Origin of the sequence: Ramlibacter pinisoli (genome assembly GCF_009758015.1) — a bacterium.
In the GTDB taxonomy this organism is placed as follows: domain Bacteria; phylum Pseudomonadota; class Gammaproteobacteria; order Burkholderiales; family Burkholderiaceae_C; genus Ramlibacter; species Ramlibacter pinisoli.
This window is the reverse complement of the sequence record NZ_WSEL01000003.1, coordinates 1,094,965-1,116,152: the sequence shown is the minus strand read 5'-3', so window position 1 is coordinate 1,116,152 and position 21,188 is coordinate 1,094,965. Positions and strand designations below refer to the sequence as shown.

22 protein-coding genes are annotated in these 21,188 nt (G+C 69.9%); 8 read left to right on the top strand and 14 right to left on the bottom strand.

The features are described from left to right. Nucleotides 1-4: 4 nt before the first annotated feature. Genes GON04_RS06555 through GON04_RS06545 form a run of 3 tightly spaced genes read right to left on the bottom strand, consistent with a single transcriptional unit; the run spans nucleotide 5 to nucleotide 2,549 of the window. Nucleotides 5-130, bottom strand: coding sequence for an entericidin A/B family lipoprotein (locus GON04_RS06555; protein ID WP_181654035.1), 126 nt, complete (start codon nucleotides 128-130; stop codon nucleotides 5-7). 16 nt (nucleotides 131-146) lie between these two features. Further along, nucleotides 147-1,568: a 3-isopropylmalate dehydratase large subunit gene (leuC, locus tag GON04_RS06550; protein WP_157397135.1), complete on the bottom strand. Its 1,422-nt coding sequence runs from the start codon at nucleotides 1,566-1,568 to the stop codon at nucleotides 147-149. 27 nt (nucleotides 1,569-1,595) lie between these two features. Beyond that, nucleotides 1,596-2,549 (bottom strand): LysR family transcriptional regulator, encoded by a 954-nt coding sequence (locus GON04_RS06545; protein ID WP_157397134.1) that lies wholly within the window; start codon nucleotides 2,547-2,549, stop codon nucleotides 1,596-1,598. A gap of 164 nt (nucleotides 2,550-2,713) precedes the next feature. On the opposite strand from GON04_RS06545, the gene GON04_RS06540 reads away from it, so the two are divergent. Beyond that, on the top strand, nucleotides 2,714-3,196 hold the full coding sequence (locus GON04_RS06540; protein WP_157397133.1) for a BON domain-containing protein: 483 nt from the start codon (nucleotides 2,714-2,716) through the stop codon (nucleotides 3,194-3,196). A gap of 17 nt (nucleotides 3,197-3,213) precedes the next feature. Here GON04_RS06540 and GON04_RS06535 read toward each other — a convergent pair whose 3' ends face one another. From GON04_RS06535 to GON04_RS06495, 9 genes are all read right to left on the bottom strand, one after another. After that, on the bottom strand, nucleotides 3,214-4,194 hold the full coding sequence (locus GON04_RS06535; RefSeq protein WP_157397132.1) for a Bug family tripartite tricarboxylate transporter substrate binding protein: 981 nt from the start codon (nucleotides 4,192-4,194) through the stop codon (nucleotides 3,214-3,216). A gap of 28 nt (nucleotides 4,195-4,222) precedes the next feature. Continuing rightward, nucleotides 4,223-5,950, bottom strand: coding sequence for a thiamine pyrophosphate-requiring protein (locus GON04_RS06530; RefSeq protein ID WP_157397131.1), 1,728 nt, complete (start codon nucleotides 5,948-5,950; stop codon nucleotides 4,223-4,225). A gap of 132 nt (nucleotides 5,951-6,082) precedes the next feature. Further along, the gene (locus GON04_RS06525) at nucleotides 6,083-7,393 is read right to left on the bottom strand and encodes a citrate synthase (RefSeq protein WP_157397130.1); all 1,311 of its coding nucleotides are present in this window, start codon (nucleotides 7,391-7,393) and stop codon (nucleotides 6,083-6,085) included. Between the two features lie 30 nt (nucleotides 7,394-7,423). Continuing rightward, on the bottom strand, nucleotides 7,424-7,693 hold the full coding sequence (locus tag GON04_RS06520) for an FAD assembly factor SdhE (RefSeq protein WP_157397129.1): 270 nt from the start codon (nucleotides 7,691-7,693) through the stop codon (nucleotides 7,424-7,426). A 6-nt stretch (nucleotides 7,694-7,699) separates the two neighbouring features. Beyond that, a complete protein-coding gene (locus tag GON04_RS06515; protein ID WP_157397128.1) occupies nucleotides 7,700-8,404 on the bottom strand; it encodes a succinate dehydrogenase iron-sulfur subunit in 705 nt (234 codons plus the stop codon). 62 nt (nucleotides 8,405-8,466) lie between these two features. Then, nucleotides 8,467-10,275 carry a succinate dehydrogenase flavoprotein subunit gene (gene sdhA, locus GON04_RS06510; RefSeq protein ID WP_157397127.1) on the bottom strand — a complete coding sequence of 603 codons (1,809 nt, stop codon included), beginning with the start codon at nucleotides 10,273-10,275 and terminating at the stop codon, nucleotides 8,467-8,469. Nucleotide 10,276: 1 nt separating this feature from the next. Next, nucleotides 10,277-10,642, bottom strand: a complete 366-nt coding sequence (gene sdhD, locus GON04_RS06505; RefSeq protein WP_157397126.1) for a succinate dehydrogenase, hydrophobic membrane anchor protein — start codon at nucleotides 10,640-10,642, stop codon at nucleotides 10,277-10,279. An 18-nt stretch (nucleotides 10,643-10,660) separates the two neighbouring features. Next, nucleotides 10,661-11,092 (bottom strand): succinate dehydrogenase, cytochrome b556 subunit, encoded by a 432-nt coding sequence (gene sdhC, locus GON04_RS06500; RefSeq protein ID WP_157397125.1) that lies wholly within the window; start codon nucleotides 11,090-11,092, stop codon nucleotides 10,661-10,663. 123 nt (nucleotides 11,093-11,215) lie between these two features. Further along, complete coding sequence (locus GON04_RS06495; protein ID WP_157397124.1) at nucleotides 11,216-11,995, bottom strand: GntR family transcriptional regulator; 780 nt, start codon at nucleotides 11,993-11,995, stop codon at nucleotides 11,216-11,218. Nucleotides 11,996-12,187: 192 nt separating this feature from the next. On the opposite strand from GON04_RS06495, the gene GON04_RS06490 reads away from it, so the two are divergent. The 4 genes from GON04_RS06490 to GON04_RS06475 all read left to right on the top strand — a co-directional run bounded on the left by GON04_RS06490 (nucleotide 12,188) and on the right by GON04_RS06475 (nucleotide 17,519). Then, a complete protein-coding gene (locus GON04_RS06490) occupies nucleotides 12,188-13,174 on the top strand; it encodes a malate dehydrogenase (protein ID WP_157397123.1) in 987 nt (328 codons plus the stop codon). A 76-nt stretch (nucleotides 13,175-13,250) separates the two neighbouring features. Then, entirely contained in the window at nucleotides 13,251-14,225 is a 975-nt protein-coding gene (locus tag GON04_RS06485; protein WP_232532946.1) for an HpcH/HpaI aldolase/citrate lyase family protein, read from the top strand. Between the two features lie 26 nt (nucleotides 14,226-14,251). Beyond that, nucleotides 14,252-14,908: a hypothetical protein gene (locus GON04_RS06480; protein ID WP_157397122.1), complete on the top strand. Its 657-nt coding sequence runs from the start codon at nucleotides 14,252-14,254 to the stop codon at nucleotides 14,906-14,908. 25 nt (nucleotides 14,909-14,933) lie between these two features. Beyond that, nucleotides 14,934-17,519: a bifunctional aconitate hydratase 2/2-methylisocitrate dehydratase gene (locus GON04_RS06475; RefSeq protein WP_157397121.1), complete on the top strand. Its 2,586-nt coding sequence runs from the start codon at nucleotides 14,934-14,936 to the stop codon at nucleotides 17,517-17,519. A gap of 87 nt (nucleotides 17,520-17,606) precedes the next feature. Here the strand turns inward: GON04_RS06475 and GON04_RS06470 are convergent, their stop codons facing one another. Then, on the bottom strand, nucleotides 17,607-18,104 hold the full coding sequence (locus GON04_RS06470) for a pyridoxamine 5'-phosphate oxidase family protein (protein ID WP_157397120.1): 498 nt from the start codon (nucleotides 18,102-18,104) through the stop codon (nucleotides 17,607-17,609). A gap of 171 nt (nucleotides 18,105-18,275) precedes the next feature. Here GON04_RS06470 and sbmA point away from each other — a divergent pair, with 171 nt between their 5' ends. Together sbmA and GON04_RS06460 are read left to right on the top strand one after the other, a co-directional pair. Continuing rightward, nucleotides 18,276-19,289 carry a peptide antibiotic transporter SbmA gene (gene sbmA / locus GON04_RS06465; protein ID WP_157397119.1) on the top strand — a complete coding sequence of 338 codons (1,014 nt, stop codon included), beginning with the start codon at nucleotides 18,276-18,278 and terminating at the stop codon, nucleotides 19,287-19,289. A gap of 100 nt (nucleotides 19,290-19,389) precedes the next feature. Next, a complete protein-coding gene (locus GON04_RS06460) occupies nucleotides 19,390-19,839 on the top strand; it encodes a hypothetical protein (RefSeq protein WP_157397118.1) in 450 nt (149 codons plus the stop codon). A gap of 6 nt (nucleotides 19,840-19,845) precedes the next feature. On the opposite strand, the gene GON04_RS06455 is transcribed toward GON04_RS06460, so the two are convergent. Then, the gene (locus GON04_RS06455) at nucleotides 19,846-20,670 is read right to left on the bottom strand and encodes a helix-turn-helix domain-containing protein (protein WP_157397117.1); all 825 of its coding nucleotides are present in this window, start codon (nucleotides 20,668-20,670) and stop codon (nucleotides 19,846-19,848) included. A gap of 105 nt (nucleotides 20,671-20,775) precedes the next feature. Here GON04_RS06455 and GON04_RS06450 point away from each other — a divergent pair, with 105 nt between their 5' ends. Continuing rightward, nucleotides 20,776-21,180, top strand: a complete 405-nt coding sequence (locus GON04_RS06450; protein ID WP_157397116.1) for a hypothetical protein — start codon at nucleotides 20,776-20,778, stop codon at nucleotides 21,178-21,180. Nucleotides 21,181-21,188 lie beyond the last annotated feature (8 nt).

Genomic DNA, 21,188 nt, shown 5'->3' with positions numbered 1-21,188 from the left:
CGCGTTACTTCTTGACCGCGTTCTCGATCGCGTTGCCCGCCTTCTGGATGTCCTGGCCGGCGCCGCGGACGGTGTTGCTGCAGCCGGCGAGCGCGAAGCACAGGGCGAGGCAGGTGGCGAGGGTCTTCATCATCAAGGGCTCTCCTTCAGGCGAATTGGCGGACGTCGACGAAATGGCCGTGCACGGCGGCGGCGGCGGCCATGGCGGGACTGACCAGGTGGGTGCGGCCACCGGCACCCTGGCGGCCCTCGAAGTTGCGGTTGCTGGTGGAGGCGCAGCGCTCGCCCGGCTCCAGCCGGTCGGCGTTCATCGCCAGGCACATCGAGCAGCCCGGCTCGCGCCACTCGAAGCCGGCGGCGCGGAAGATCTCGTGCAGGCCCTCGCGCTCGGCCTGTTCCTTCACGACGCCCGAGCCGGGCACGACCATCGCCAGCTTGATGTTCTTCGCGACCTTGCGCCCGAGCTTCTTGACCATGGCCGCGGCCTCGCGCATGTCCTCGATGCGGCTGTTGGTGCACGAGCCGATGAACACCTTGTCGACGAACACGTCGTCCAGCGGCTTGCCCGGCTCCAGGCCCATGTACGTCAGCGCGCGCTCGATCGCGCCGCGCTTGTTGCCGTCCTTTTCCTTGTCGGGGTCGGGCACGCGGCCGTCGATGCCCAGCACCATCTCGGGCGAGGTGCCCCAGGTGACCTGCGGCACGATCTGCGCGGCGTCGAGGTCGACCACGGTGTCGAACTTCGCGTCGGCGTCGGACTGCAGCGTCTTCCAGTAGGCGACGGCCTGGTCCCACTCGACCCCGGTCGGCGACAGCGGCCGGCCCTTGAGGTACTCGATGGTCTTGTCGTCCACCGCCACCATGCCGGCGCGGGCGCCGGCCTCGATGGCCATGTTGCACACCGTCATGCGGCCTTCCATCGACAGCGCGCGGATCGCCGAGCCGCCGAACTCGATGGTGTAGCCGGTGCCGCCGGCGGTGCCGATGCGGCCGATGATGGCCAGCACGATGTCCTTGGCGGTGACGCCGCGGGCCAGCTTGCCCTCCACCCGCACCAGCATGTTCCGGGCCTTCTTGGCCAGCAGCGTCTGCGTGGCCAGCACGTGCTCGACCTCGCTGGTGCCGATGCCGTGCGCCAGCGCGCCGAAGGCCCCGTGGGTGGACGTGTGCGAGTCGCCGCAGACCACCGTCATGCCGGGCAGGGTGGCGCCCTGCTCGGGACCGATGACGTGCACGATGCCCTGGCGCTTGGACAGGAACGGGAAGTAGGCGGCGGCGCCGAACTCCGCGATGTTCTTGTCGAGCGTGGTCACCTGCTCCTTGCTGATCGGGTCGGCGATGCCGTCGTAGCCGAGCTCCCAGCCGGTGGTGGGCGTGTTGTGGTCGGCGGTGGCGACCACCGAGCTGATGCGCCAGACCTTGCGGCCGGCCTGGCGCAGGCCCTCGAAGGCCTGCGGGCTGGTGACTTCATGGACCAGGTGGCGGTCGATGTACAGGACGGCGGTGCCGTCCTCTTCGGTGTGGACGACGTGCTCGTCCCAGATCTTGTCGTAGAGGGTGCGTCCCATGGTCGTGTTCCGGCTGGAGGATCGATTTTATCGATGGGGTGAGTGGGCGCCAACCGACGCGGCTGCGTCCTCGGTGGCGGTGAGGTGGTCGACGAGGAGGCGGGCCGTCACCGGCAGCGCGGCGAAGTCGCGCGCCAGGATCTGGATGTGGCGGGTGGCCCACTCGTCGCGCAGCGGCACGGCGCGCAGCGCGCCGATCTCGCGCAGCAGGTCGAAGGCGCGGTCCGGCACCAGGCCGATGCCCAGGCCGTTGTCGATCATGCGGCACATGGCGTCCAGGCCCGTCACGCGGATGCGCAGCCGCAGCGGCTTGCCGGCCTGGGCCGCGGCGCGCCGCATCGCCAGGTCGATGGCGCTGTTGCCGTGCAGCCCGACCAGGTCATGGTCCAGCAGGTCGGCGAACCAGACGGCCGGCAGCGCGGCCAGCGGGTGGCGGGCCGGCACGACCAGCACCAGCCGGTCCTGCCGGTAGGGGCGGGCCTGCAGGCCGCCGACACCGATCGTCGGGTTGCAGATGCCGATGTCGCATTCGCCCTCGTGCACCGCACGGATGATCTCGGTGCTCACGCGTTCCTCGAGGTCGATCTTCACCTGCTCGTGGCGGGTGGTGAAGACGCCCAGGTCGCCCGGCAGGAACTGCACGATGGCCGAGATGTTGGCGTGGATGCGCACGTGGCCGCGCACGCCTTGTGCGTATTCGCTCAGCTCGCCCTGCATGGTGTCCAGGCTGGACAGCACCGAGCGGGCGTGGTGCAGGAAGGTCTCGCCGGCCGGCGTGAGGTCGACGCCGCGCGCATGCCGGTAGAGCAGCGGGGCGTCCACGGCCGCCTCCAGGTCCGACAGGCGCTTGCTCACCGCCGAGGCCGCGATCGCCTCGCGTTCGGCGGCGCGCCCGATCGAACCGGACTCGCACACCGCCACGAACAGCTGCAGCGAAGTGAGGTCCAGCCGGCGGGCGAAGCTTCGGTCGGAGATGGCCATGAGGGATCGCGAATCGCGAGGGGAAGCGAATTATCCGGCCGCAAACCAGCCCAGGCATCTCGATCGGCGATGGGTGGGGTCGGCATCGGCGCCCGCTGGCCGGCTTCGCCGTTGACGTCCGGCGCCGCGATTGCAAGCATCCCGGGGCACAAGGAGCCCATGGCATGACGCGAGTGATCTGGGCCGGCCTCCTGGTGGCGGGGCTGGCCGTGCCGCTGGCCGCCCAGGATCGCCGCAACTGGTTCGACGCCCCCTTCCTGCGCGTGACCTCGGCGCTGCCCGGCTGCGCCGTGCCGGCCCCGCCGGGCATGACCGAGGCCGAGATGCGTGCCGAAGCGCATGTGCGGGCGCAGCACGGCACCAGCTGCTGGCGGGTGGGCCGCTGCCGGCTGCCGAACTCCTACCTCTACGACAAGGAGCTGCTCCCGCGGGTGGCGCAGTACCTGCAGATGGACGGACGTTTCGACGACACCAGCGTCTGGGTGCTGGGCGAGCGGCGGCTGGTCACGCTGATGGGATGCGTGCGCACGCCCGAGCAGGCCGAGCAGATGGAACGGGCGGTGCTGCTGGTCGACGACGTCATGGGCGTGGTGAACCAGCTCAGCGTCGGGACCGCCGCCGCGCCGCGCTACCGCACGGCGCCCTGATCAGGTGGCCACGGCCATCAGCTGGCGCGGATGTTGTTGTCGCGTGCCACCTGCGTCCACAGCTCGATCTCCTGCGCGATGGTGCGGGCGAATTCCGCCGGGCTGTTGGTGACGGGCTTGATGTCGACCCGCTGCAGGCGGTCGACGACGTCGGGCAGCGCCATGGCGCGCGCGGTCTCCTCCTGCAGCCGGCGGACGATGGCCGCGGGCGTGCCGGCCGGGGCCAGCAGGCCGGTCCAGAAGTTCACCACCAGGTCGACGCCCTGCTCGCGCAGCGTGGGCACGGTGGGGTAGGCGGGCAGGCGCTGCTCGGACGTGACGGCCAGCGCCCGCAGCCGGCCGGCCTTGAGCAGCGCGGCGATGGGACCGGAGTCGATCAGCGTCATCGGCACTTCCTGCGTCATCACGGCGTTGATCGACGGCGCGCTGCCCTGGTAGGGCACGTTCAGCGCCTTCAGCCCCGTGCGCGACTTGAGCAGTTCCATCACCAGCTGGAACGAGGCGGCCGGGTACGAGTAGCTCGGCTTGTTGGCATCGTTCTTCGACCAGGCGACCAGCTCGGCGAGCGTGCGCGCCGGGAAGGCCTCGTGCACCGCGAGGATCAGCGGGAACGATCCGATCATCGAGACCGGTGCCAGGTCCTGCAGCGGCGAGTACGGCAGCTTGGACACCAGCACCGGGTTGAAGACGATCGGGCCGCTGGCCGCCACCAGCAGGGTGTGGCCGTCGGGAGTGGCGCGCGCCACGTATTCGGTGCCGACGATGGCACCGGCGCCGGCCCGGTTCTCCACCACCACCGGCTGGCCCAGCGCCGGTGCGAGCTTTTCGCCCAGCACCCGCGCGAGCAGGTCGTTGCCACCGCCCGGCGCGTACGGCACCACCAGCCGCACCTGCTTGGTCGGCCAGGCCTGGGCGCGCGTGGCCAACGGAACGCCGGCGGCCAGCGCCGCGGCGGCCCCCAGCACGGCGCGCCGGTTCGGATCGTGGTTCGTGGGCATGCAAAAGCCTCCTGCCTGGTTGGCGCGCTCAGATCGGCGCGATGGTGATCGATAGCAGGGCGGCGCGGCCCTCGTCGAGGGCGGCCAGGCACCGCGTGATGGCGCCCTCCAGCTCCTCTGGCGCCTCGACGCGCTCGCCATGCGCGCCGAACGCCTGCGCGACCTGCTCGAACCGGCGCTGGCCGCCGGCCAGCCGCGCGTGGAACTGGTTGAGGCGCGCGGCCGCGCCGTCCGGATGCACCCGCAGCACCGCTTCCTTGACGGCCTGCCAGCCGCCGTTGTCCAGCACCACGGTGAGGATCGGCAGCCGGTACGCCTGGGCGACGGCGTAGACCGAGCTGGGCGTGGAGAAATGGAAGCCGCCGTCGCCCTCGACATGGACGACGCGCGCGCCGGGACGGGCCAGCCTGGCGCCCAGGGCCATGCCGGCGCTGTAGCCGAGGCCGCCGCCGGCGCCGCCCAGCAGCGAGAGCGGCTCGCTGCGCGGGACCTGCTGGAACACGTTCAGCGCATTGCGGATGCCTTCGTTGATGACGATGTCGTCCGGCCGCAGGTGCCGGCCGAGCTGGGCGCACGCCCAGGCCGGGTTGAGCGCACCACGCTGGCCGGGATCGGCGGCCTGGGCCGCCACGCGCTCGAGCCGCGCGCGCCGCTCGCCCTCCCATCCCGCCATGCGCTCGGCCACCCGGCGGTGGAAGGCGTCGTCGGCCAGCGCCAGCACCGCCGCGTGCACGTCGCGGAGGGCCTGCCCGCAGTCGGCCTGCAGGCGCAGGTCGGTCGCGAAGCCCCAGGCCGGGAAGTCCTTCTTCACCGGATCGATGTCGATGTGCAGCCAGCGGGTGTCCTCGCGCGGCCTGGCACTGGGCAGCCACGGCACGTCGACGTCGAGCAGCAGGCCGAGGTCGGTGCCGGCCAGCAGCGGGCCGGCGTCGAAGCCGGCGAAGCACGGCGACTCGCGCGGGATCGACAGCCAGGCCGTGTTGAACTCCACGACCCGGATGCCGCACAGCCGGGCGAGCGCGTCGAGGGCTCCCACGGCCTGCGGGTTGCGCCCCAGGTAGGAGGTGACGGCCAGCGGCTGCCGGGCGGCGATCAGCTCGCGGGCCACGTGGGCCGCAGTCTCGGCCGACAGGCCGCCGGAGCGCACCGGTCCGTAGCGCTCGGCCGGGAAGGAGCGTGCGGCGGCCACCGGGTGGCTGGCCGCCAGCGTCTCGCGCGGCAGCGTCAGGTAGGCCGGGCCCGGCGGGTCGCTGTGCATCACCGTGTGGGCGCGCCGGACCACCTCCTTGGCGACCACGCCGGAGGGCAGGCCGTACTCCCACTTCACGTACGGCCGCACCAGCGACCCGATGTCGAACGGGTCCTGAACGTAGTGCACGTAGGTGTCGCGCGCGCCGGTCAGCTCGCCGTGCAGCGCGAACGGCGCGCGCCCGGCCATCAGCAGCACCGGCAGGCGCGACCGCATCAGGTTGTGCATCCCCATCGCGGCATTGGCCGTGCCCGCGTCGACGTGGACCAGCACGCCCTGGCCGCGGCCGGTGATGGCCGCGTAGCCGCCGGCCATGTGGATCGCAACGTTCTCGTGCGGACAGAGCACGACGTTGGGCGCGGGCCGTCCCTCGGCTTCGCAACGGGCCAGCTCGTCGACCAGCGTGACGTGGTCGGTGCCGAGGTTGCAGAACAGGTGCTCGATGCCCGCTTCGTGCAGGCCTTCGAGGAAGAAGCGGGCGGCAGTGTGCTGGACCGGGTCGGGCATGGTGGTGGCATGCTTACACGACCCGCGGTGGCCCGCGCCGGTGAAAACCCGGCCCGGGCTGTCGCCGCCGCAACGGCCGGCGCCATGCAAAAGGCCCGCACGGGGCGGGCCTTCGGATCCGGTCGGAGGGGATCAGCGCTGCGCGAGCGGCTTGACGTCGCGCTTGGTGGCGCCGGTGAACAGCTGGCGCGGACGGCCGATCTTGTACTCGGGGTCGCCGATCATCTCGTTGAGCTGGGCGATCCAGCCGACCGTGCGGGCCAGGGCGAAGATGCCGGTGAACAGGTTGACCGGGATGCCGATGGCGCGCTGGACGATGCCCGAATAGAAGTCGACGTTCGGGTAGAGCTTGCGCGAGACGAAGTACTCGTCTTCCAGCGCGATCTTCTCGAGCGACATCGCCAGCTTGAACAGCGGGTCGCTGCCCAGGCCCAGCTCGCTGAGCACCTCGTGGCAGGTCTCGCGCATCAGCTTGGCGCGCGGGTCGTAGTTCTTGTACACGCGGTGGCCGAAGCCCATCAGCTTGATGCCGGAGTTCTTGTCCTTGACCTTGCCGACGAACTCGCCGATCTTGGCCACGCCGCCCATGCGCTGGATGTCCTCCAGCATGTTCAGGGCCGCCTCGTTGGCGCCGCCGTGGGCCGGGCCCCACAGGCAGGCGACGCCGGCCGCGATGGCGGCGAACGGGTTGGTGCCCGAGCTGCCGCACAGGCGCACGGTGGAGGTGGACGCGTTCTGCTCGTGGTCGGCGTGCAGGATGAAGATGCGGTCCATGGCGCGCACCAGCACCTCGTTGGGCTCGTACTCCTCGCACGGGGTGGCGAACATCATGCGCATGAAGTTGCCGGTGTAGGACAGCGAGTTCTTCGGGTAGATGTACGGCTGGCCGATGCCGTACTTGTACGCCATGGCCACCAGCGTGGGCATCTTGGCGATCAGGCGGATGGCCGCGATCTCGCGGTGCTCCGGGTTGTTGATGTCGGTGCTGTCGTGATAGAAGGCCGACAGCGCGCCCACCAGGCCGGTCATCACCGCCATCGGGTGGGCGTCGCGGCGGAAGCCGCGCAGGAAGAACTGCATCTGCTCGTTGACCATGGTGTGGTTGGTCACGCGCGAGACGAAGTCGTCCTTCTGGGTCTGGTTGGGCAGCTCGCCGTACAGCAGCAGGTGGCAGGTTTCGAGGAAGTCGCAGTTGGTGGCCAGCTGCTCGATCGGGTAGCCGCGGTACAGCAACTCGCCCTTGTCGCCATCGATGTAGGTGATGGTCGACTGGCACGACGCCGTGGACATGAAGCCCGGGTCGTACGTGAACATGCCGGTCTGCGCGTACAGCTTGCGGATGTCGATGACATCGGGGCCGATGGTGCCCTGGTAGACGGGCAGTTCGACATTGGGGCTGCCGTTGCTGAACGACAGGGTGGCTTTGTTGTCGGCGAGTTTCATGCAGGTTCCTTCGGGTAATGGTGGCCGCCTTCAGCGGCCGCGCAGCTGCTCCAGCAGTTCTTTCACGTCGGGACGATCGAGTTCGCCGGCCGGCTCGCGCCGGCGCAGGAACAGGTCCATCAGGTCATTGTCCGCCAGCTGCATCAGCTCCTCCAGCACGATGCCCTGGTGGGCAGTGAGGCGGTCGCCGTGGCGGGCGAAGAAGCGCTCGAGGAACAGGTCGTTCTCGAGCAGTCCGCGGCGGCAGCGCCAGCGCAGCTTGCCTACCGCGTGGTCGTCGAGGGTGGCCGCCGTCGGCATGGCGCGTCAGATGGCCCGGCGGACCATCAGCTCCTTGATCTTGCCGATGGCGGCCGTCGGGTTCAGGCCCTTCGGGCACACGTCGGTGCAGTTCATGATGGTGTGGCAGCGGAACAGCCGGTACGGGTCTTCCAGGTTGTCCAGCCGCTCGCTGGTGGCCTGGTCGCGGCTGTCGGCGATGAAGCGGTAGGCCTGCAGCAGCCCCGCCGGACCGACGAACTTGTCGGGGTTCCACCAGAAGCTGGGGCAGCTGGTCGAGCAGCTGGCGCACAGGATGCACTCGTACAGGCCGTTGAGCTCCTCGCGCTCCTCGGGCGACTGCAGCCTCTCCTTCTCGGGCGGGATGCTGTCGTTGACGAGGTAGGGCTTGATCGAGTGGTACTGCTTGAAAAAGTCGGTCATGTCCACGATGAGGTCGCGGACCACCGGCAGGCCGGGCAGGGGCTTCAGGACGATGGGGTCCTTCAGCATGCGCATGTTGGTCAGGCAGGCCAGGCCGTTCTTGCCGTTGATGTTCATCGCATCGGAGCCGCACACGCCTTCGCGGCACGAGCGCCGGAACGACAGCGTCGGATCCTGCGCCTTGAGCTTCATCAGCGCGTCGAGGAGCATGCGCTCGTTGCCCTCGAGCGTGATCTCGACCGTCTGCATGTAAGGCTTGGCGTCCTTGTCCGGGTCGTAGCGGTAGATCTGGAAGGTGCGTTTCTGCATGGAGGAATCGACTCGAATGTAGGTCCTGGGAGGATGCGTGGGAGTACGTAGGAGAACCTACGTCAGAACGTCCGCACCTTGGGCGGCACCGACTCGACCGTGAGCGGCTTGAGGTTGACCGGCTTGTAGGTCAGGTTGTTCCCGCTGCTGTGCCAGAGGGTGTGCTTCATCCAGTTGGCATCGTCGCGGCCGAGCGGCGACACCGGGTCGTCGGCGGGCTTCTCGTAGTCGCTCACCGTGTGGGCGCCGCGGCACTCCTTGCGCGCGGCGGCCGAGACCATGGTGGCCTGCGCGCACTCGATCAGGTTCTCCACCTCCAGCGCCTCGATGCGGGCGGTGTTGAAGACCATGGAGTTGTCCTTCAGCGCGATGCCGTTCACGCGCTCGCGGATGGCGGCGATCTTGCGCACGCCCTCGTCCATGCTGGCCTGGGTGCGGAACACGCCGGCGTGCTGCTGCATCGCCGAGCGGATGTCGTTGGCCACGTCCTGCGCGTACTCGCCGCTGCCGGCCGCGTCGAGCCGCGCCAGGCGCTCGAGCGTGCGGTCGGCGGCGTCGGCGGGCAGGTCCTTGTGGTTCTTGTTCTTCGCCGCCCAGTCGACGATGTGGTTGCCGGCCGCGCGGCCGAATACCAGCAGGTCGAGCAGCGAGTTGGTGCCCAGGCGGTTGGCGCCGTGCACGCTGACGCACGAGCACTCGCCCACCGCGTACAGGCCGTTGACCACCTGGTTGTGGCTGTCGGCCGTCTGCACGACCACCTGGCCGTTGACGTTGGTGGGGATGCCGCCCATCTGGTAGTGGATGGTGGGCACCACCGGGATCGGCTCGCGGGTGATGTCGACGTTGGCGAAGTTGATGCCGATCTCGTACACCGAGGGCAGGCGCTTGTGGATGGTGTCCGCCCCGAGGTGGTCGAGCTTGAGCAGCACGTAGTCCTTGTTGGGACCACAGCCACGGCCTTCCTTGATCTCCTGGTCCATCGAGCGCGAGACGAAGTCGCGCGGCGCCAGGTCCTTCAGGGTGGGCGCGTAGCGCTCCATGAAGCGCTCGCCGTTGCTGTTGAGCAGGATCGCGCCTTCGCCGCGGCAGCCTTCGGTCAGCAGCACGCCCGCGCCGGCGACGCCGGTGGGATGGAACTGCCAGAACTCCATGTCCTCCAGCGGGATGCCGGCGCGCGCCGCCATGCCCAGGCCGTCGCCGGTGTTGATGAAGGCGTTGGTGGAGGCCGCGAAGATGCGGCCGGCGCCGCCGGTGGCCAGCAGCGTGGTCTTGGCTTCCAGGATGTGCAGGTCGCCGGTCTCCATCTCGATGGCCGTGACGCCGACCACGTCGCCCTCGGCGTCGCGGATCAGGTCGAGGGCCATCCACTCGACGAAGAAGCTGGTGCGCGCCTTGACGTTCTGCTGGTACAGCGTGTGCAGCATCGCGTGGCCGGTGCGGTCGGCCGCGGCGCAGGCGCGCTGCACCGGCTTCTCGCCGTAGTTGGCGGTGTGGCCGCCGAACGGGCGCTGGTAGATGGTGCCGTCGGGGTTGCGGTCGAACGGCATGCCCATGTGCTCGAGGTCGTAGACCACCTTGGGCGCCTCGCGGCACATGAACTCGATGGCGTCCTGGTCACCCAGCCAGTCGGAGCCCTTGACCGTGTCGTAGAAGTGGTAGTGCCAGTTGTCCTCGGACATGTTGCCGAGCGAGGCACCGATGCCGCCCTGGGCCGCCACCGTGTGCGAGCGGGTCGGGAAGACCTTGGACAGCACCGCGACGTTGAGGCCGGCGCGCGCCAGCTGGAGCGAGGCGCGCATGCCGGAGCCGCCCGCGCCCACGATGACGACGTCGAAGCGACGGCGCGTGATGTTCTTGCTGCTGTAACCCATCTCAGATTCTCCAGAGCACCTGGACCGCCCAGCCGGCACAGCCGGTGAGCCAGACGATGACGAACACCTGGAGCGACAGGCGCATCCAGACCGGCTTGACGTAGTCCATCAGCACGTCGCGCATGCCGACCCAGACATGCCAGAGCAGGGCGACCACGACGGAGAAGGTCAGCACCTTCATCCACTGGGCGGCGAAGATGCCGGCCCACTTGTCGTAGCCGATCGGGCCGCGCGTCAGGAGCACCTGCGCCAGCACGATCACGGTGAACAGCGCCATGAGCACGGCGGTGACGCGCTGGCTGAGCCAGTCGCGCATGCCGTAGTGCGCACCGACGACGGTGCGTTGGGATCCGTAGTTGACTGCCATGGTTCTTCTTGGGAGTGATCAGTAGACGCCGAACAGCTTCAGCCCTAGCACGACGGTCAGCAGGACCGCCAGCACCAGGGTGACCTTGGCAGACGTGCTGCCGAACTGCTTGTTGGTGGCGCTGTGGCTCATGTCCATCCACAGGTGGCGCACGCCGGCGGTGAAGTGGTGCAGGTAGGCCCAGATCAGGGCCAGTGCCACCAGCTTGACGAACCAGCCCGGGACGAAGCCGATGCCGGTGCTGAAGGCGGAGCGGAAGCGGGCGAAGGAGTACTCGGAAGACAGGGACGTGTCGAACATCCAGATGATGAACGGCAGCAGCGCGAACATCAGGACGCCGCTCACGCGGTGCAGGATGGAGACCCAGCCCGGCGCCGGCAGGCGGTAGGTGGGCAGGTCGCGCAGGGCGTTGATGTTCCGGAACTCCGGCCGCTTCTGGGCTACAGGCATGGGATGTGGACTTTCTCTTGGGGTCGCGGGACGCGCTCGTCGTGTTGCCCGTCAGTCCGGGCAACCCAAAATTCTATTGCAATGCAACAACCTGACACGCAGGTTGCGCTAGAGGGCAGGCTCTCAACTCAGGTCATTGCGGTAATGGTGGTTGTCGGTGCGGTAGAGGCCGCGCCGCAGTTCCATCGGCACGTCGTTGTACGTGTAGGCCACGCGTTCCACGCTCAGGAGCGGCGCGCCGGGCGCGACGGCCAGCAGTTCGGCCTGCTGCGCATCGGCGGCGACGGCGCGCAGTTTCTCCTCGGCGCGCACCATGCGCACGCCGAATTCGAGCTCGAACATCGCGTAGGTGGCACCCTGGAAGCTGGCCATGCGGTCGGCGGCCAGTCCCTTGAATGCGGCACCGGGCAGCCACAGGTCTTCCAGGATGGTGGGCACGCCCGAGAACGCCAGCACGCGGCGCACCTGCACCACCGCATCGCCGGCGCGCAGGCCGAGCGGACGAGCCACCTCGGCCGGCGCACGCACGCGCCGGCACTCCAGGATGCGGCGCTCGGCCGGGCCTTCCGCGTCGCGCTCGCCACTGTCGGGCGCCAGCCGCAGGAAGCGGTACTGCACGTGCTGCTCGGCATGGGTGGCCACGAAGGTGCCCTTGCCCTGGCGGCGCACCAGCAGGTTGCCGGCGGCCAGTTCGTCGATCGCCTTGCGCACCGTGCCCTGGCTGACGCGGTAGCGCGCGGCCAGGTCCAGCTCGCTCGGGATCGCCTCGCCGGGCTTCCATTCGCCCGTCTCCAGGCTCTGCAGGATGAGGCCCTTGATCTGCTGGTACAGCGGGCTGAAGGCCGGATGGCCGGGGCCTTCGGCGGCCGGCGCGGCGGCGTCCGGCAGGGGGGTGGCGGGCATGTCGGCGGGGTGCTCGGGAAGGCCGACATGATATCTTATATAAGACATAAGACAAATTGACCGGCCCCTTCGAACGCGGGTACACTCCGCGCCTGTTTTGCGGGGGCTCCGCCCCCGGGGCCGCACGGCCCGCCACAGTGCCGGCGCCTGCCGGCGCAGCACCATCCGCCAACCTTCTTTCGGAGAACCCCCATGAGCAAGAAGCCCGTTCGCGTCGCCGTCACCGGCGCCGCCGGCCAGATCGGTTACGCCCTGCTTTTCCGCATTGCCTCCGGTGAGATGCTGGGCAAGGACCAGCCGGTCATCCTGCAACTGCTCGAGATCCCCGACGAGAAGGCCCAGAAGGCGCTCAAGGGCGTGATGATGGAACTCGACGACTGCGCGTTCCCGCTGCTGGCCGGCATGGAGGCGCACAGCGATCCCATGACCGCGTTCAAGGACACCGACTACGCGCTGCTGGTCGGCTCGCGTCCGCGCGGCCCGGGCATGGAGCGTGCCGAGCTGCTGGCCGTCAACGGCGCCATCTTCACGGCCCAGGGCAAGGCGCTCGACAAGGTCGCCAGCCGCAACGTCAAGGTGCTGGTGGTCGGCAACCCGGCCAACACCAACGCCTACATCGCCATGAAGAGCGCGCCCAGCCTGCCGCGCGAGAACTTCACCGCCATGCTGCGCCTGGACCACAACCGCGCCCTGTCGCAGGTTGCCGCCAAGGCCAAGGTCGCCGTCGCCGACATCGAGAAGCTCACCGTCTGGGGCAACCACTCGCCCACCATGTACGCCGACTACCGCTTCGCCACCGTGGGCGGCAAGGCGGTCAAGGACCTGATCAACGACCAGGCCTGGAACGCCGACGTGTTCCTGCCCACCGTGGGCAAGCGCGGCGCCGCCATCATCGAGGCGCGCGGCCTGTCGTCGGCCGCCTCGGCCGCCAACGCCGCCATCGACCACATGCGCGACTGGGCCCTGGGCACCAACGGCAAGTGGGTCACCATGGGCGTGCCGTCCAACGGCGACTACGGCATCCCCAAGGACGTCATGTTCGGCTTCCCGGTCACCACCGCCAACGGCAAGTACGAGATCGTCAAGGGCCTCGAGATCGACGCCTTCAGCCAGGACCGCATCAACAAGACGCTGAAGGAACTGCAGGACGAGCAGGCCGGCGTCGCCCACCTGGTCTGACAGGCTCCGCGTCCGGCGCCCGGCGCCGGTCGCGGACCCCACAGGCCGCCCCCCGCCCCTCCACGCCCAACCTGCCTTGCATCCCAGAGACATCCTCCTCGGCGCCCAGGCGCGCACCGGCCAGTTGCCCGTTTGCGACCATTACAGCGGCGTCGAGGCGAGGATGCGCAAGAGCCTGCAGACGCAGGCCGAGATGACGCAGGAGTTCGGCGCCTGCGTGTTCGACGTCACCCTCGACTGCGAGGACGGCGCCCCGGTGGGCGGCGAGGCCGAGCATGCGGCGCTGGTCACCGAGCTGGCGCTGGGCGCCGCGCCCGGCGCTCGCGTCGCGGTGCGCGTGCATCCGGTCGACCACCCGGCCTTCGAGGCCGACGTGCAGGCCATCGTCGGCCGCGCCGGCGCCCGCCTGTGCCACGTGATGGTGCCCAAGGTCGAGACCGTCGCCGACATCGACACCGCCGCGCGTGCGCTCGACGCCGCCGGCGCGCCGCAGCTGCCGCTGCAGGCGCTGGTCGAATCGCCGGCCGCCGTCCACCGCGCCTTCGACATCGCCGCCCATCCGCGCGTGCAGTCGCTCAGTTTCGGCCTGATGGACTTCGTCTCGGCGCACGGCGGCGCCATCCCCGAGGAAGGGATGGGCGTGCAGGGCCAGTTCACGCACCCGCTGGTGGTGCGCGCGAAGCTGGAGATCGCCTCCGCCTGCCACGCGCACGGCAAGGTGCCCTCGCACTGCGTGGTCACCGAGTTCAAGGACAAGGCCGCCATGGCCGCGGCCGCGCGCCGCGCCGCCAACGAGTTCGGCTACACCCGGATGTGGAGCATCCACCCGGACCAGATCCGCCCCATCCTGGAAGCGCTGTCGCCCAGCGAGGGAGCCATCGACCAGGCCGTGCGCATGCTGCTGGCCGCCCGCGACGCGGGCTGGGCCCCGATCAGCTTCGACGGCAAGTTGCACGACCGGGCGAGCTACCGGTTCCACTGGCAGGTGCTCGAACGGGCGCACCAGACCGGGCGGCAGCTCCCCACCGAGGCGCAGGCGTGGTTCGCCTGAGCGCCGTTCCCCCCACCGGAGTCCCCATGCAGTACCCCCTGTCCCCCATCCTCCTGGCGCTCGCGCTGGTTGCCGGCGCCCCGGCCCTCGCGCAGACCCAGCCGGCCAAGCCGGCCGAGAAGGCCGCCGCACCGGCCAAGCCCGCCGCCAAGCCCGCGGGCAAGCCGGCCCTGGCCCGCTCGGCCCAGAAGGCGGTGGAGGAGGCGACGCCGATCGACGACGACCCGAGCGTGACGCTCACTCCCTCCGACCTGGACGTCGCCAAGCAGGTGTTCGTCGGTGACATCCCGTGCGAGCTGGGTGCCACCGTGCGGGTGCGGGCCGCCAGGCGCGACGGGATCTTCGTCGTCACCACCAAGGGCTACCGCTTCGTGATGCATCCGGTGGAAAGCCGCACCGGCGCCATCCGCCTCGAGGATGCCAAGCGCGGCGCCATGTGGCTGCAGCTGGGCAACAAGTCCATGCTCATGAGCCAGAAGCTCGGCCAGCGCTTGGCCGACGAGTGCCAGAGCCCGCAGCAGGTCACCATGGCCGACGAGCTGAAGAAGAACCCGCGCCCCAGCATCCTGGACGCCCCCCGGCCCGCCGCATCGGCCCCCGCGGCCGACCCGGCCGCCGCCGCGCCGCCGGCGGGCACGGACCCTGCTTCGCCGCCGCCCGCCGCCCCCAAGACCACCAACTGATCCAGAGACCGACACGGAGAACCGCATGTTGCAAGCCTACGTCGCCCACGTCGCCGAGCGCGCCGCGCTGGGCATCCCGCCCCTGCCGCTCAACGCCCAGCAGACCGCCAGCCTGATCGAACTGCTGAAGAACCCGTCGTCCGGCGAGGCCGAGTTCCTGCTCGACCTCATCACCAACCGGGTGCCCGCCGGCGTCGATGACGCGGCCAAGGTCAAGGCCAGCTACCTGGCGGCCGTGGCGCACGGCACCGAGAAGTGCCTGGTCATCAGCCGTGCCAAGGCCACCGAACTGCTGGGCACCATGCTGGGCGGCTACAACATCAGCCCGCTGATCGACCTGCTCGAGGACGCCGAGGTCGGCGCCGCGGCCGCCGATGCGCTGAAGAAGACGCTGCTGATGTTCGACCAGTTCCACGACGTCAAGGAAAAGGCCGACAAGGGCAACGCCAACGCCAGGGCCGTGCTGCAGAGCTGGGCCGATGCCGAGTGGTTCACCAGCCGCCCGGAAGTGCCCCAGAGCATGCAGCTGACGGTGTTCAAGGTGTCCGGCGAGACCAACACCGACGACCTGTCGCCCGCGCCCGATGCCTGGAGCCGCCCCGACATTCCGCTGCATGCGCTGGCGATGCTGAAGAACCCGCGCCCGGGCATCGTCCCCGACGAGGAGGGCAAGCGCGGCCCCATGAAGCTGCTGCAGGAGCTCAAGGCCAAGGGCCGCCTCATCGCCTACGTGGGCGACGTGGTGGGTACCGGCTCGTCGCGCAAGTCGGCCACCAACAGCGTGCTGTGGTGGACCGGCGAGGACATCCCCTTCGTGCCGAACAAGAAGTTCGGCGGCGTCTGCCTGGGCAGCAAGATCGCCCCGATCTTCTACAACACGATGGAAGACGCCGGCGCGCTGCCGATCGAGCTGGACGTCTCGAAGATGGAGATGGGCGACGCCATCGAGCTGCGCCCCTACGAGGGCAAGGCGCTCAAGAACGGCGAGGTGGTCGCGACCTTCCAGGTCAAGAGCGACGTGCTGTTCGACGAGGTGCGCGCCGGCGGCCGCATTCCCCTGATCGTCGGCCGCGGCCTGACGGCCAAGGCGCGCGAGTCGCTGGGCCTGCCGCCGTCCACCCTGTTCCGCCTGCCCCAGGCCCCCAAGGACAGCGGCAAGGGCTACACGCTGGCGCAGAAGATGGTCGGCCGTGCCTGCGGCCTGCCGGAAGGCAAGGGCATCCGCCCGGGCACCTACTGCGAACCGCGCATGACCTCGGTCGGCTCGCAGGACACCACCGGCCCCATGACCCGCGACGAGCTGAAGGACCTGGCCTGCCTGGGCTTCAGCGCCGACCTGGTGATGCAGTCGTTCTGCCACACCGCCGCCTACCCGAAGCCGGTCGACGTGAAGATGCACCACGAGCTGCCCGACTTCATGGCCACCCGCGGCGGCGTGGCGCTGCGTCCCGGCGACGGCGTCATCCACAGCTGGCTCAACCGCTTCCTGCTGCCCGACACCGTGGGCACCGGCGGCGACTCGCACACCCGCTTCCCGATCGGCATCAGCTTCCCGGCCGGCTCCGGCCTGGTGGCCTTCGCGGCCGCCACCGGCGTCATGCCGCTGGACATGCCCGAGTCGGTGCTGGTGCGCTTCAAGGGCAAAATGCAGCCCGGCGTCACGCTGCGCGACCTGGTCAACGCGATCCCGCTGTATGCCATCAAGCAGGGCCTGCTGACGGTCGCCAAGGCCGGCAAGAAGAACATCTTCTCCGGCCGCATCCTCGAGATCGAGGGCCTGCCCGACCTGAAGGTGGAACAGGCGTTCGAGCTGTCCGACGCATCGGCCGAGCGCTCCGCCGCGGCCTGTACGGTGCACCTGAACAAGGAGCCGATCGTCGAGTACATCAACAGCAACATCACGCTGATGCGCTGGATGATCGCCAACGGCTACGCCGACGGCCGCACGCTGGCCCGCCGCATCGCCGCGCAGGAAGCCTGGCTGAAGAACCCGCAGCTGCTCGAGCGCGATGCCGACGCCGAGTACGCCGCCGTCATCGAGATCGACCTGGCCGACGTGCACGAGCCCATCGTGGCCTGCCCGAACGACCCGGACGACGTGAAGACGCTGTCCGACGTCGCCGGCGCCAAGATCGACGAGGTGTTCATCGGTTCGTGCATGACCAACATCGGCCACTTCCGCGCCGCGTCCAAGCTGCTCGAAGGCAAGCGCGACATCCCGGTCAAGCTGTGGGTGGCGCCGCCGACCAAGATGGACCAGAAGCAGCTGACCGAGGAAGGCCACTACGGCGTGCTCGGCACCGCCGGCGCACGCATGGAGATGCCGGGCTGCTCGCTGTGCATGGGCAACCAGGCGCAGGTGCGCGAGGGTGCGACGGTGATGTCCACCAGCACGCGCAACTTCCCCAACCGGCTGGGCAAGAACACTTTCGTGTACCTCGGCAGCGCCGAGCTGGCCGCCATCTGCTCGCGCCTGGGCCGCATCCCCACGCGCGAGGAGTACATGGCCGACGTCGGCGTGCTCAACGCCCACGGCGACACCATCTACCAGTACATGAACTTCGACCAGATCGACGACTTCCGGAAGGTGGCCGACGCCGTGCCGGCGTGACGGGAGCCTGAGCGCCGGACGCCGGGCGTCCGGCGCCCCACAGGACAAGGGCCGCATGCGCGGCCCTTGTCTTTTTGCGCGTCCGCTCTACACCGCGACTTCCCGGTGCTCGCCCAACTGCGGCTTCTTGCCGCTCACGGCCGCGGCGGCCATCTTGAAGAGCTGCGTGGGCTTGCTCTCCTTCACGTCCCAGTACTCGGCGTGGTCGATGTGCACCTCCACCAGTTCCAGGTCGGGATCGGTGGCGCCGCCCGGGAACCAGGCCTTGGCCATGGGGTTGAACAGGCGCTCGATGGCGTCGCGGTCCTCGCTGATGCGGGCCGTGCCGCTGATCGACACCCAGACATCCTTGTTCGGATCGCCGTACGACAGGCCGACGTTGCCGTCGGCGCGCAGGCGCTGGCCCAGTTCCGTCTTGCGGCTGACGAAGAAGTACAGGATGCCCTTGGGGCCGAGCTCCTTGTTCTGCGTGGTCAGCGGGTGCGCGTGCAGCCCGCCCTCCGGATGGCGGTGGGTCAGCATCCCGAAGCGGATGTCCTTGATCATGTCCCACAGGCGGTCGTGGGCCGATTTCTCCTTGCTCATGCTTGTCCTTTCGTCTTGGTGACGTCGCTTGCCATGGTGGAGCCCGGTGGCCCGGGGCCGGCGTCGGAAGGTGGCACCGGCTGCTGTGGGGCCGCTCCGACAGCGGCCGTGCGGCCCGCCCGGGCCCGCGTCGCGGTTAGCATGCGACGACGATCCCCCCGAGGTGCCCGCATGTTCAAGTCGTTCTTCCTGTCGCGCCGCTGGTGGCCCTGGTCGCTCCTGGGCTCGGCGCTGATCCTGTTCGCCACCTGGTACCGGGTGCAACTCGACGTGCAGATCAACGAATGGTTCGGCACCTTCTACGACCTGCTGCAGAAGGCGCTGGGCAAGCCCGGCGCCATCGGCATGGACGCCTACTGGGGCCAGCTGGCGACGTTCCTGCGCATCGCCATGGTCTACGTCACCATCGCCGTGGTACTGGACTTCTTCGTCAAGCACTACATCTTCCGCTGGCGCCAGGCGATGAACGAGTACTACATGGCGCACTGGGACAAGCTGCGCCACATCGAGGGCGCGGCCCAGCGGGTGCAGGAGGACACGATGCGCTTTGCCGGCATCATGGAAGGCCTGGGCATCGACTTCATGCGCAGCCTGATGGTGCTGTTCGCGTTCGTGCCCATCCTGGCCACCCTCTCGGGCAAGATCACCGAGCTGCCCTGGTTCGGCACCATCCCGTATTCGCTGGTCTGGGTGGCCATCGCCTGGGCGCTGGCGGGCACGCTGCTGCTGGCGCTGGTGGGCATCAAGCTGCCGGGCCTGCAGTTCCAGAACCAGCGCGTCGAGGCGGCCTACCGCAAGGAGCTGGTCTACGGCGAGGACGATCCCGCGCACGCCACGCCGCCGGTCACGCAGCGGCTGTTCGGGGACGTGCGCACCAACTACTTCCGGCTGTTCTTCCACTACCTGTACTTCGACGTGGCGAAGTGGTCGTACATCCAGGCCGGCGTGATGGTTCCCTACATCGCGCTCGGCCCCACGGTGGTCGGCGGCGTCATCACCCTGGGCGTCATGCAGCAGATCGTGCGCGCGTTCGGGCGGGTCGAGAGCGCGTTCCAGTTCCTCGTCCTCAGCTGGAGCACGGTGGTCGAACTGATGTCGGTCTACAAGCGGCTGCGCGCGTTCGAGCAGCAGATCCAGGTGGCCGCCGTGGCGCCGGACGACGCAGCAGCCGTCCGCGTCGGCTGACGCCGGCGCGCAACGCTCAGGGATCACCCTAGCGAAGGGTGGTCGGCGCAGGGCCATCATCCGGCCATGGGCCCGACGGGGCGGGCCCCCGCGAGGCGCCATGAAACTTGCGAAGACAGACCTGGGCCAGCGCGTCCTGAAGGACCGCTCGGTGCCGCTGACGCCCAGGCAGCGCGCGGCCTTCATCCTCTGCGACGGGCGCAACACGGTCGACCAGGTCCTCGCCGCCACGGCCTCGGTCGGCGTCACGCGCGAGGACATCGACCACCTGCTGCAAGAGAACCTGCTCGAGCCGGCGGGGCCCGCACCGGCGGCAGCCACGCCCGCTGCAGCCGCCCCGGTCTCCGACCGGACGGCGCAGCAGCGCTACCAGGAGGCCTACCCGGTTGCCACCCGCCTCACCGCCGGCCTGGGGCTGCGCGGCTTCCGCCTCAACCTGGCGGTGGAAGGCGCGACCAATTTCGAGCAGCTGCGCGAGCTCGCGCCGCGCATCCGCGAAGCCGTGGGCGACAAGGCCTACGCCGACCTCGACCGCGCGCTGAACGCCTGAGCCCGGCTACGCGCCCGCCAGCTGGCGCAGCGCCTGCGCCGACTCCTCGTCCACCGGGAAGAAGGTCTCCAGCGTCAGCTCCTGCACCGTCACGTCGACGGCGGTGCCGAACACGGTGGTCGTGCTCAGGAGCCCGAGCACGCGGCCATCCGGCAGGCGCAGCTGCAAGGGCAGGGCGACCCCGAGGTGTTCGCCCTCCAGCCGCACGTCGGGCGCAACGGCCGCCGGCGGCAGGGCCCGCAGCTCGGCCAGCAGTGCCGCCAGCGCGCCGTCGCCGGTGGCCTGCACCTGCTGGCGCAGGCGCTCGAACAGGTGCTCGCGCCATTGCGCCAGGTTCACGATGCGCGGGGCCAGGCCCTGGGGATGGAGGCTCAGGCGCAGCACGTTGACCGGCGGCTGCAGCAGCGACGCCTCGATGCCGGCCAGCAGGTGGGGCAGCACCCGGTTGTGCGCGACCAGGTTCCAGTGCCGGTCGACGGCCAGCGCCGGCCAGGGCTCGTGGGCCGCCAGGATGCGCTCGACCGCCGCCCGCGCCGGGGCCATGGCGGGATCGCCCAGCGGCCGCTCGCGGTACATGGGCGCGTAGCCGGCCGCCACCAGCATGGCATTGCGCTCGCGCAGCGGCACCTGCAGGCGCTCGGCCAGCCGCAGCACCATCTCGCGGCTCGGCATCGCACGCCCGGTCTCCACGAAGCTGAGATGGCGGGTCGAGATCTCGGCCTCCTCGGCCAGGCCCTGCTGGCTCAGGCGGCGCTGCTGGCGCCACTGGCGCAGGTGGGCGCCGAAGGGCTGGGGACCGGAGCGGTGGGGGAGGGCGGCGGTCAGGCTCATGCATCCATCCTAGGCGCTGGCGCGGGCAGATCCATGACCTCGGACGTCATGGAACCGGCGCGCGCCGGCCGCGAGCATCCGGACACCCCAACCAAGGAGCCTTCCATGTCCGAATCCGCTGCCACCACCTTCCTGCGCCGCGTCCTGTGGGCCGACGCCGCCTCCTGCCTTGCCTGCGCGGCGGCCCAACTGGCCGCGCCCGACCTGCTCGCGGGCCTGTTGGGCCTGCCGCGCGCGCTGCTGCTGGGCACCGGCCTGTTCCTGGCCCTCTACGCCCTGGCGGTCGGTTGGACCGCGGGCCGGCCCCGGTTGCCGCTGCCGCTGGTGGTGGCCTTCGCGGCGGGCAACGTGGGCTGGGCGCTGGCCAGTGCCGCGCTGCTGGCTTCCGGCGCCGTCCGCCCGACCGCCCTGGGGCTGGCGTGGGTGGCGGCCCAGGCCGCCACGGTGCTGGTGCTGGCGGCCCTGCAGGGGCAGGGATGGCGCGCGCTGCGCGCGCCCGTGCCGGCCTGATGCCGGTG

Coding starts and splice junctions, on each gene's coding strand:
- GON04_RS06545 (WP_157397134.1), bottom strand. CDS start 2,549: ATGGCCATCTCCGACCGAAGCTTCGCCCGCCGGCTGGACCTCACTTCG.
- leuC (WP_157397135.1), bottom strand. CDS start 1,568: ATGGGACGCACCCTCTACGACAAGATCTGGGACGAGCACGTCGTCCAC.
- GON04_RS06460 (WP_157397118.1), top strand. CDS start 19,390: ATGAAACTTGCGAAGACAGACCTGGGCCAGCGCGTCCTGAAGGACCGC.
- GON04_RS06495 (WP_157397124.1), bottom strand. CDS start 11,995: ATGCCCGCCACCCCCCTGCCGGACGCCGCCGCGCCGGCCGCCGAAGGC.
- GON04_RS06450 (WP_157397116.1), top strand. CDS start 20,776: ATGTCCGAATCCGCTGCCACCACCTTCCTGCGCCGCGTCCTGTGGGCC.
- GON04_RS06540 (WP_157397133.1), top strand. CDS start 2,714: ATGACGCGAGTGATCTGGGCCGGCCTCCTGGTGGCGGGGCTGGCCGTG.
- GON04_RS06480 (WP_157397122.1), top strand. CDS start 14,252: ATGCAGTACCCCCTGTCCCCCATCCTCCTGGCGCTCGCGCTGGTTGCC.
- GON04_RS06520 (WP_157397129.1), bottom strand. CDS start 7,693: ATGCCGACGGCGGCCACCCTCGACGACCACGCGGTAGGCAAGCTGCGC.
- GON04_RS06475 (WP_157397121.1), top strand. CDS start 14,934: ATGTTGCAAGCCTACGTCGCCCACGTCGCCGAGCGCGCCGCGCTGGGC.
- sdhA (WP_157397127.1), bottom strand. CDS start 10,275: ATGGGTTACAGCAGCAAGAACATCACGCGCCGTCGCTTCGACGTCGTC.
- sdhC (WP_157397125.1), bottom strand. CDS start 11,092: ATGCCTGTAGCCCAGAAGCGGCCGGAGTTCCGGAACATCAACGCCCTG.
- GON04_RS06525 (WP_157397130.1), bottom strand. CDS start 7,393: ATGAAACTCGCCGACAACAAAGCCACCCTGTCGTTCAGCAACGGCAGC.
- GON04_RS06530 (WP_157397131.1), bottom strand. CDS start 5,950: ATGCCCGACCCGGTCCAGCACACTGCCGCCCGCTTCTTCCTCGAAGGC.
- sbmA (WP_157397119.1), top strand. CDS start 18,276: ATGTTCAAGTCGTTCTTCCTGTCGCGCCGCTGGTGGCCCTGGTCGCTC.
- GON04_RS06470 (WP_157397120.1), bottom strand. CDS start 18,104: ATGAGCAAGGAGAAATCGGCCCACGACCGCCTGTGGGACATGATCAAG.
- GON04_RS06555 (WP_181654035.1), bottom strand. CDS start 130: ATGAAGACCCTCGCCACCTGCCTCGCCCTGTGCTTCGCGCTCGCCGGC.
- GON04_RS06515 (WP_157397128.1), bottom strand. CDS start 8,404: ATGCAGAAACGCACCTTCCAGATCTACCGCTACGACCCGGACAAGGAC.
- GON04_RS06490 (WP_157397123.1), top strand. CDS start 12,188: ATGAGCAAGAAGCCCGTTCGCGTCGCCGTCACCGGCGCCGCCGGCCAG.
- GON04_RS06535 (WP_157397132.1), bottom strand. CDS start 4,194: ATGCCCACGAACCACGATCCGAACCGGCGCGCCGTGCTGGGGGCCGCC.
- GON04_RS06455 (WP_157397117.1), bottom strand. CDS start 20,670: ATGAGCCTGACCGCCGCCCTCCCCCACCGCTCCGGTCCCCAGCCCTTC.
- sdhD (WP_157397126.1), bottom strand. CDS start 10,642: ATGGCAGTCAACTACGGATCCCAACGCACCGTCGTCGGTGCGCACTAC.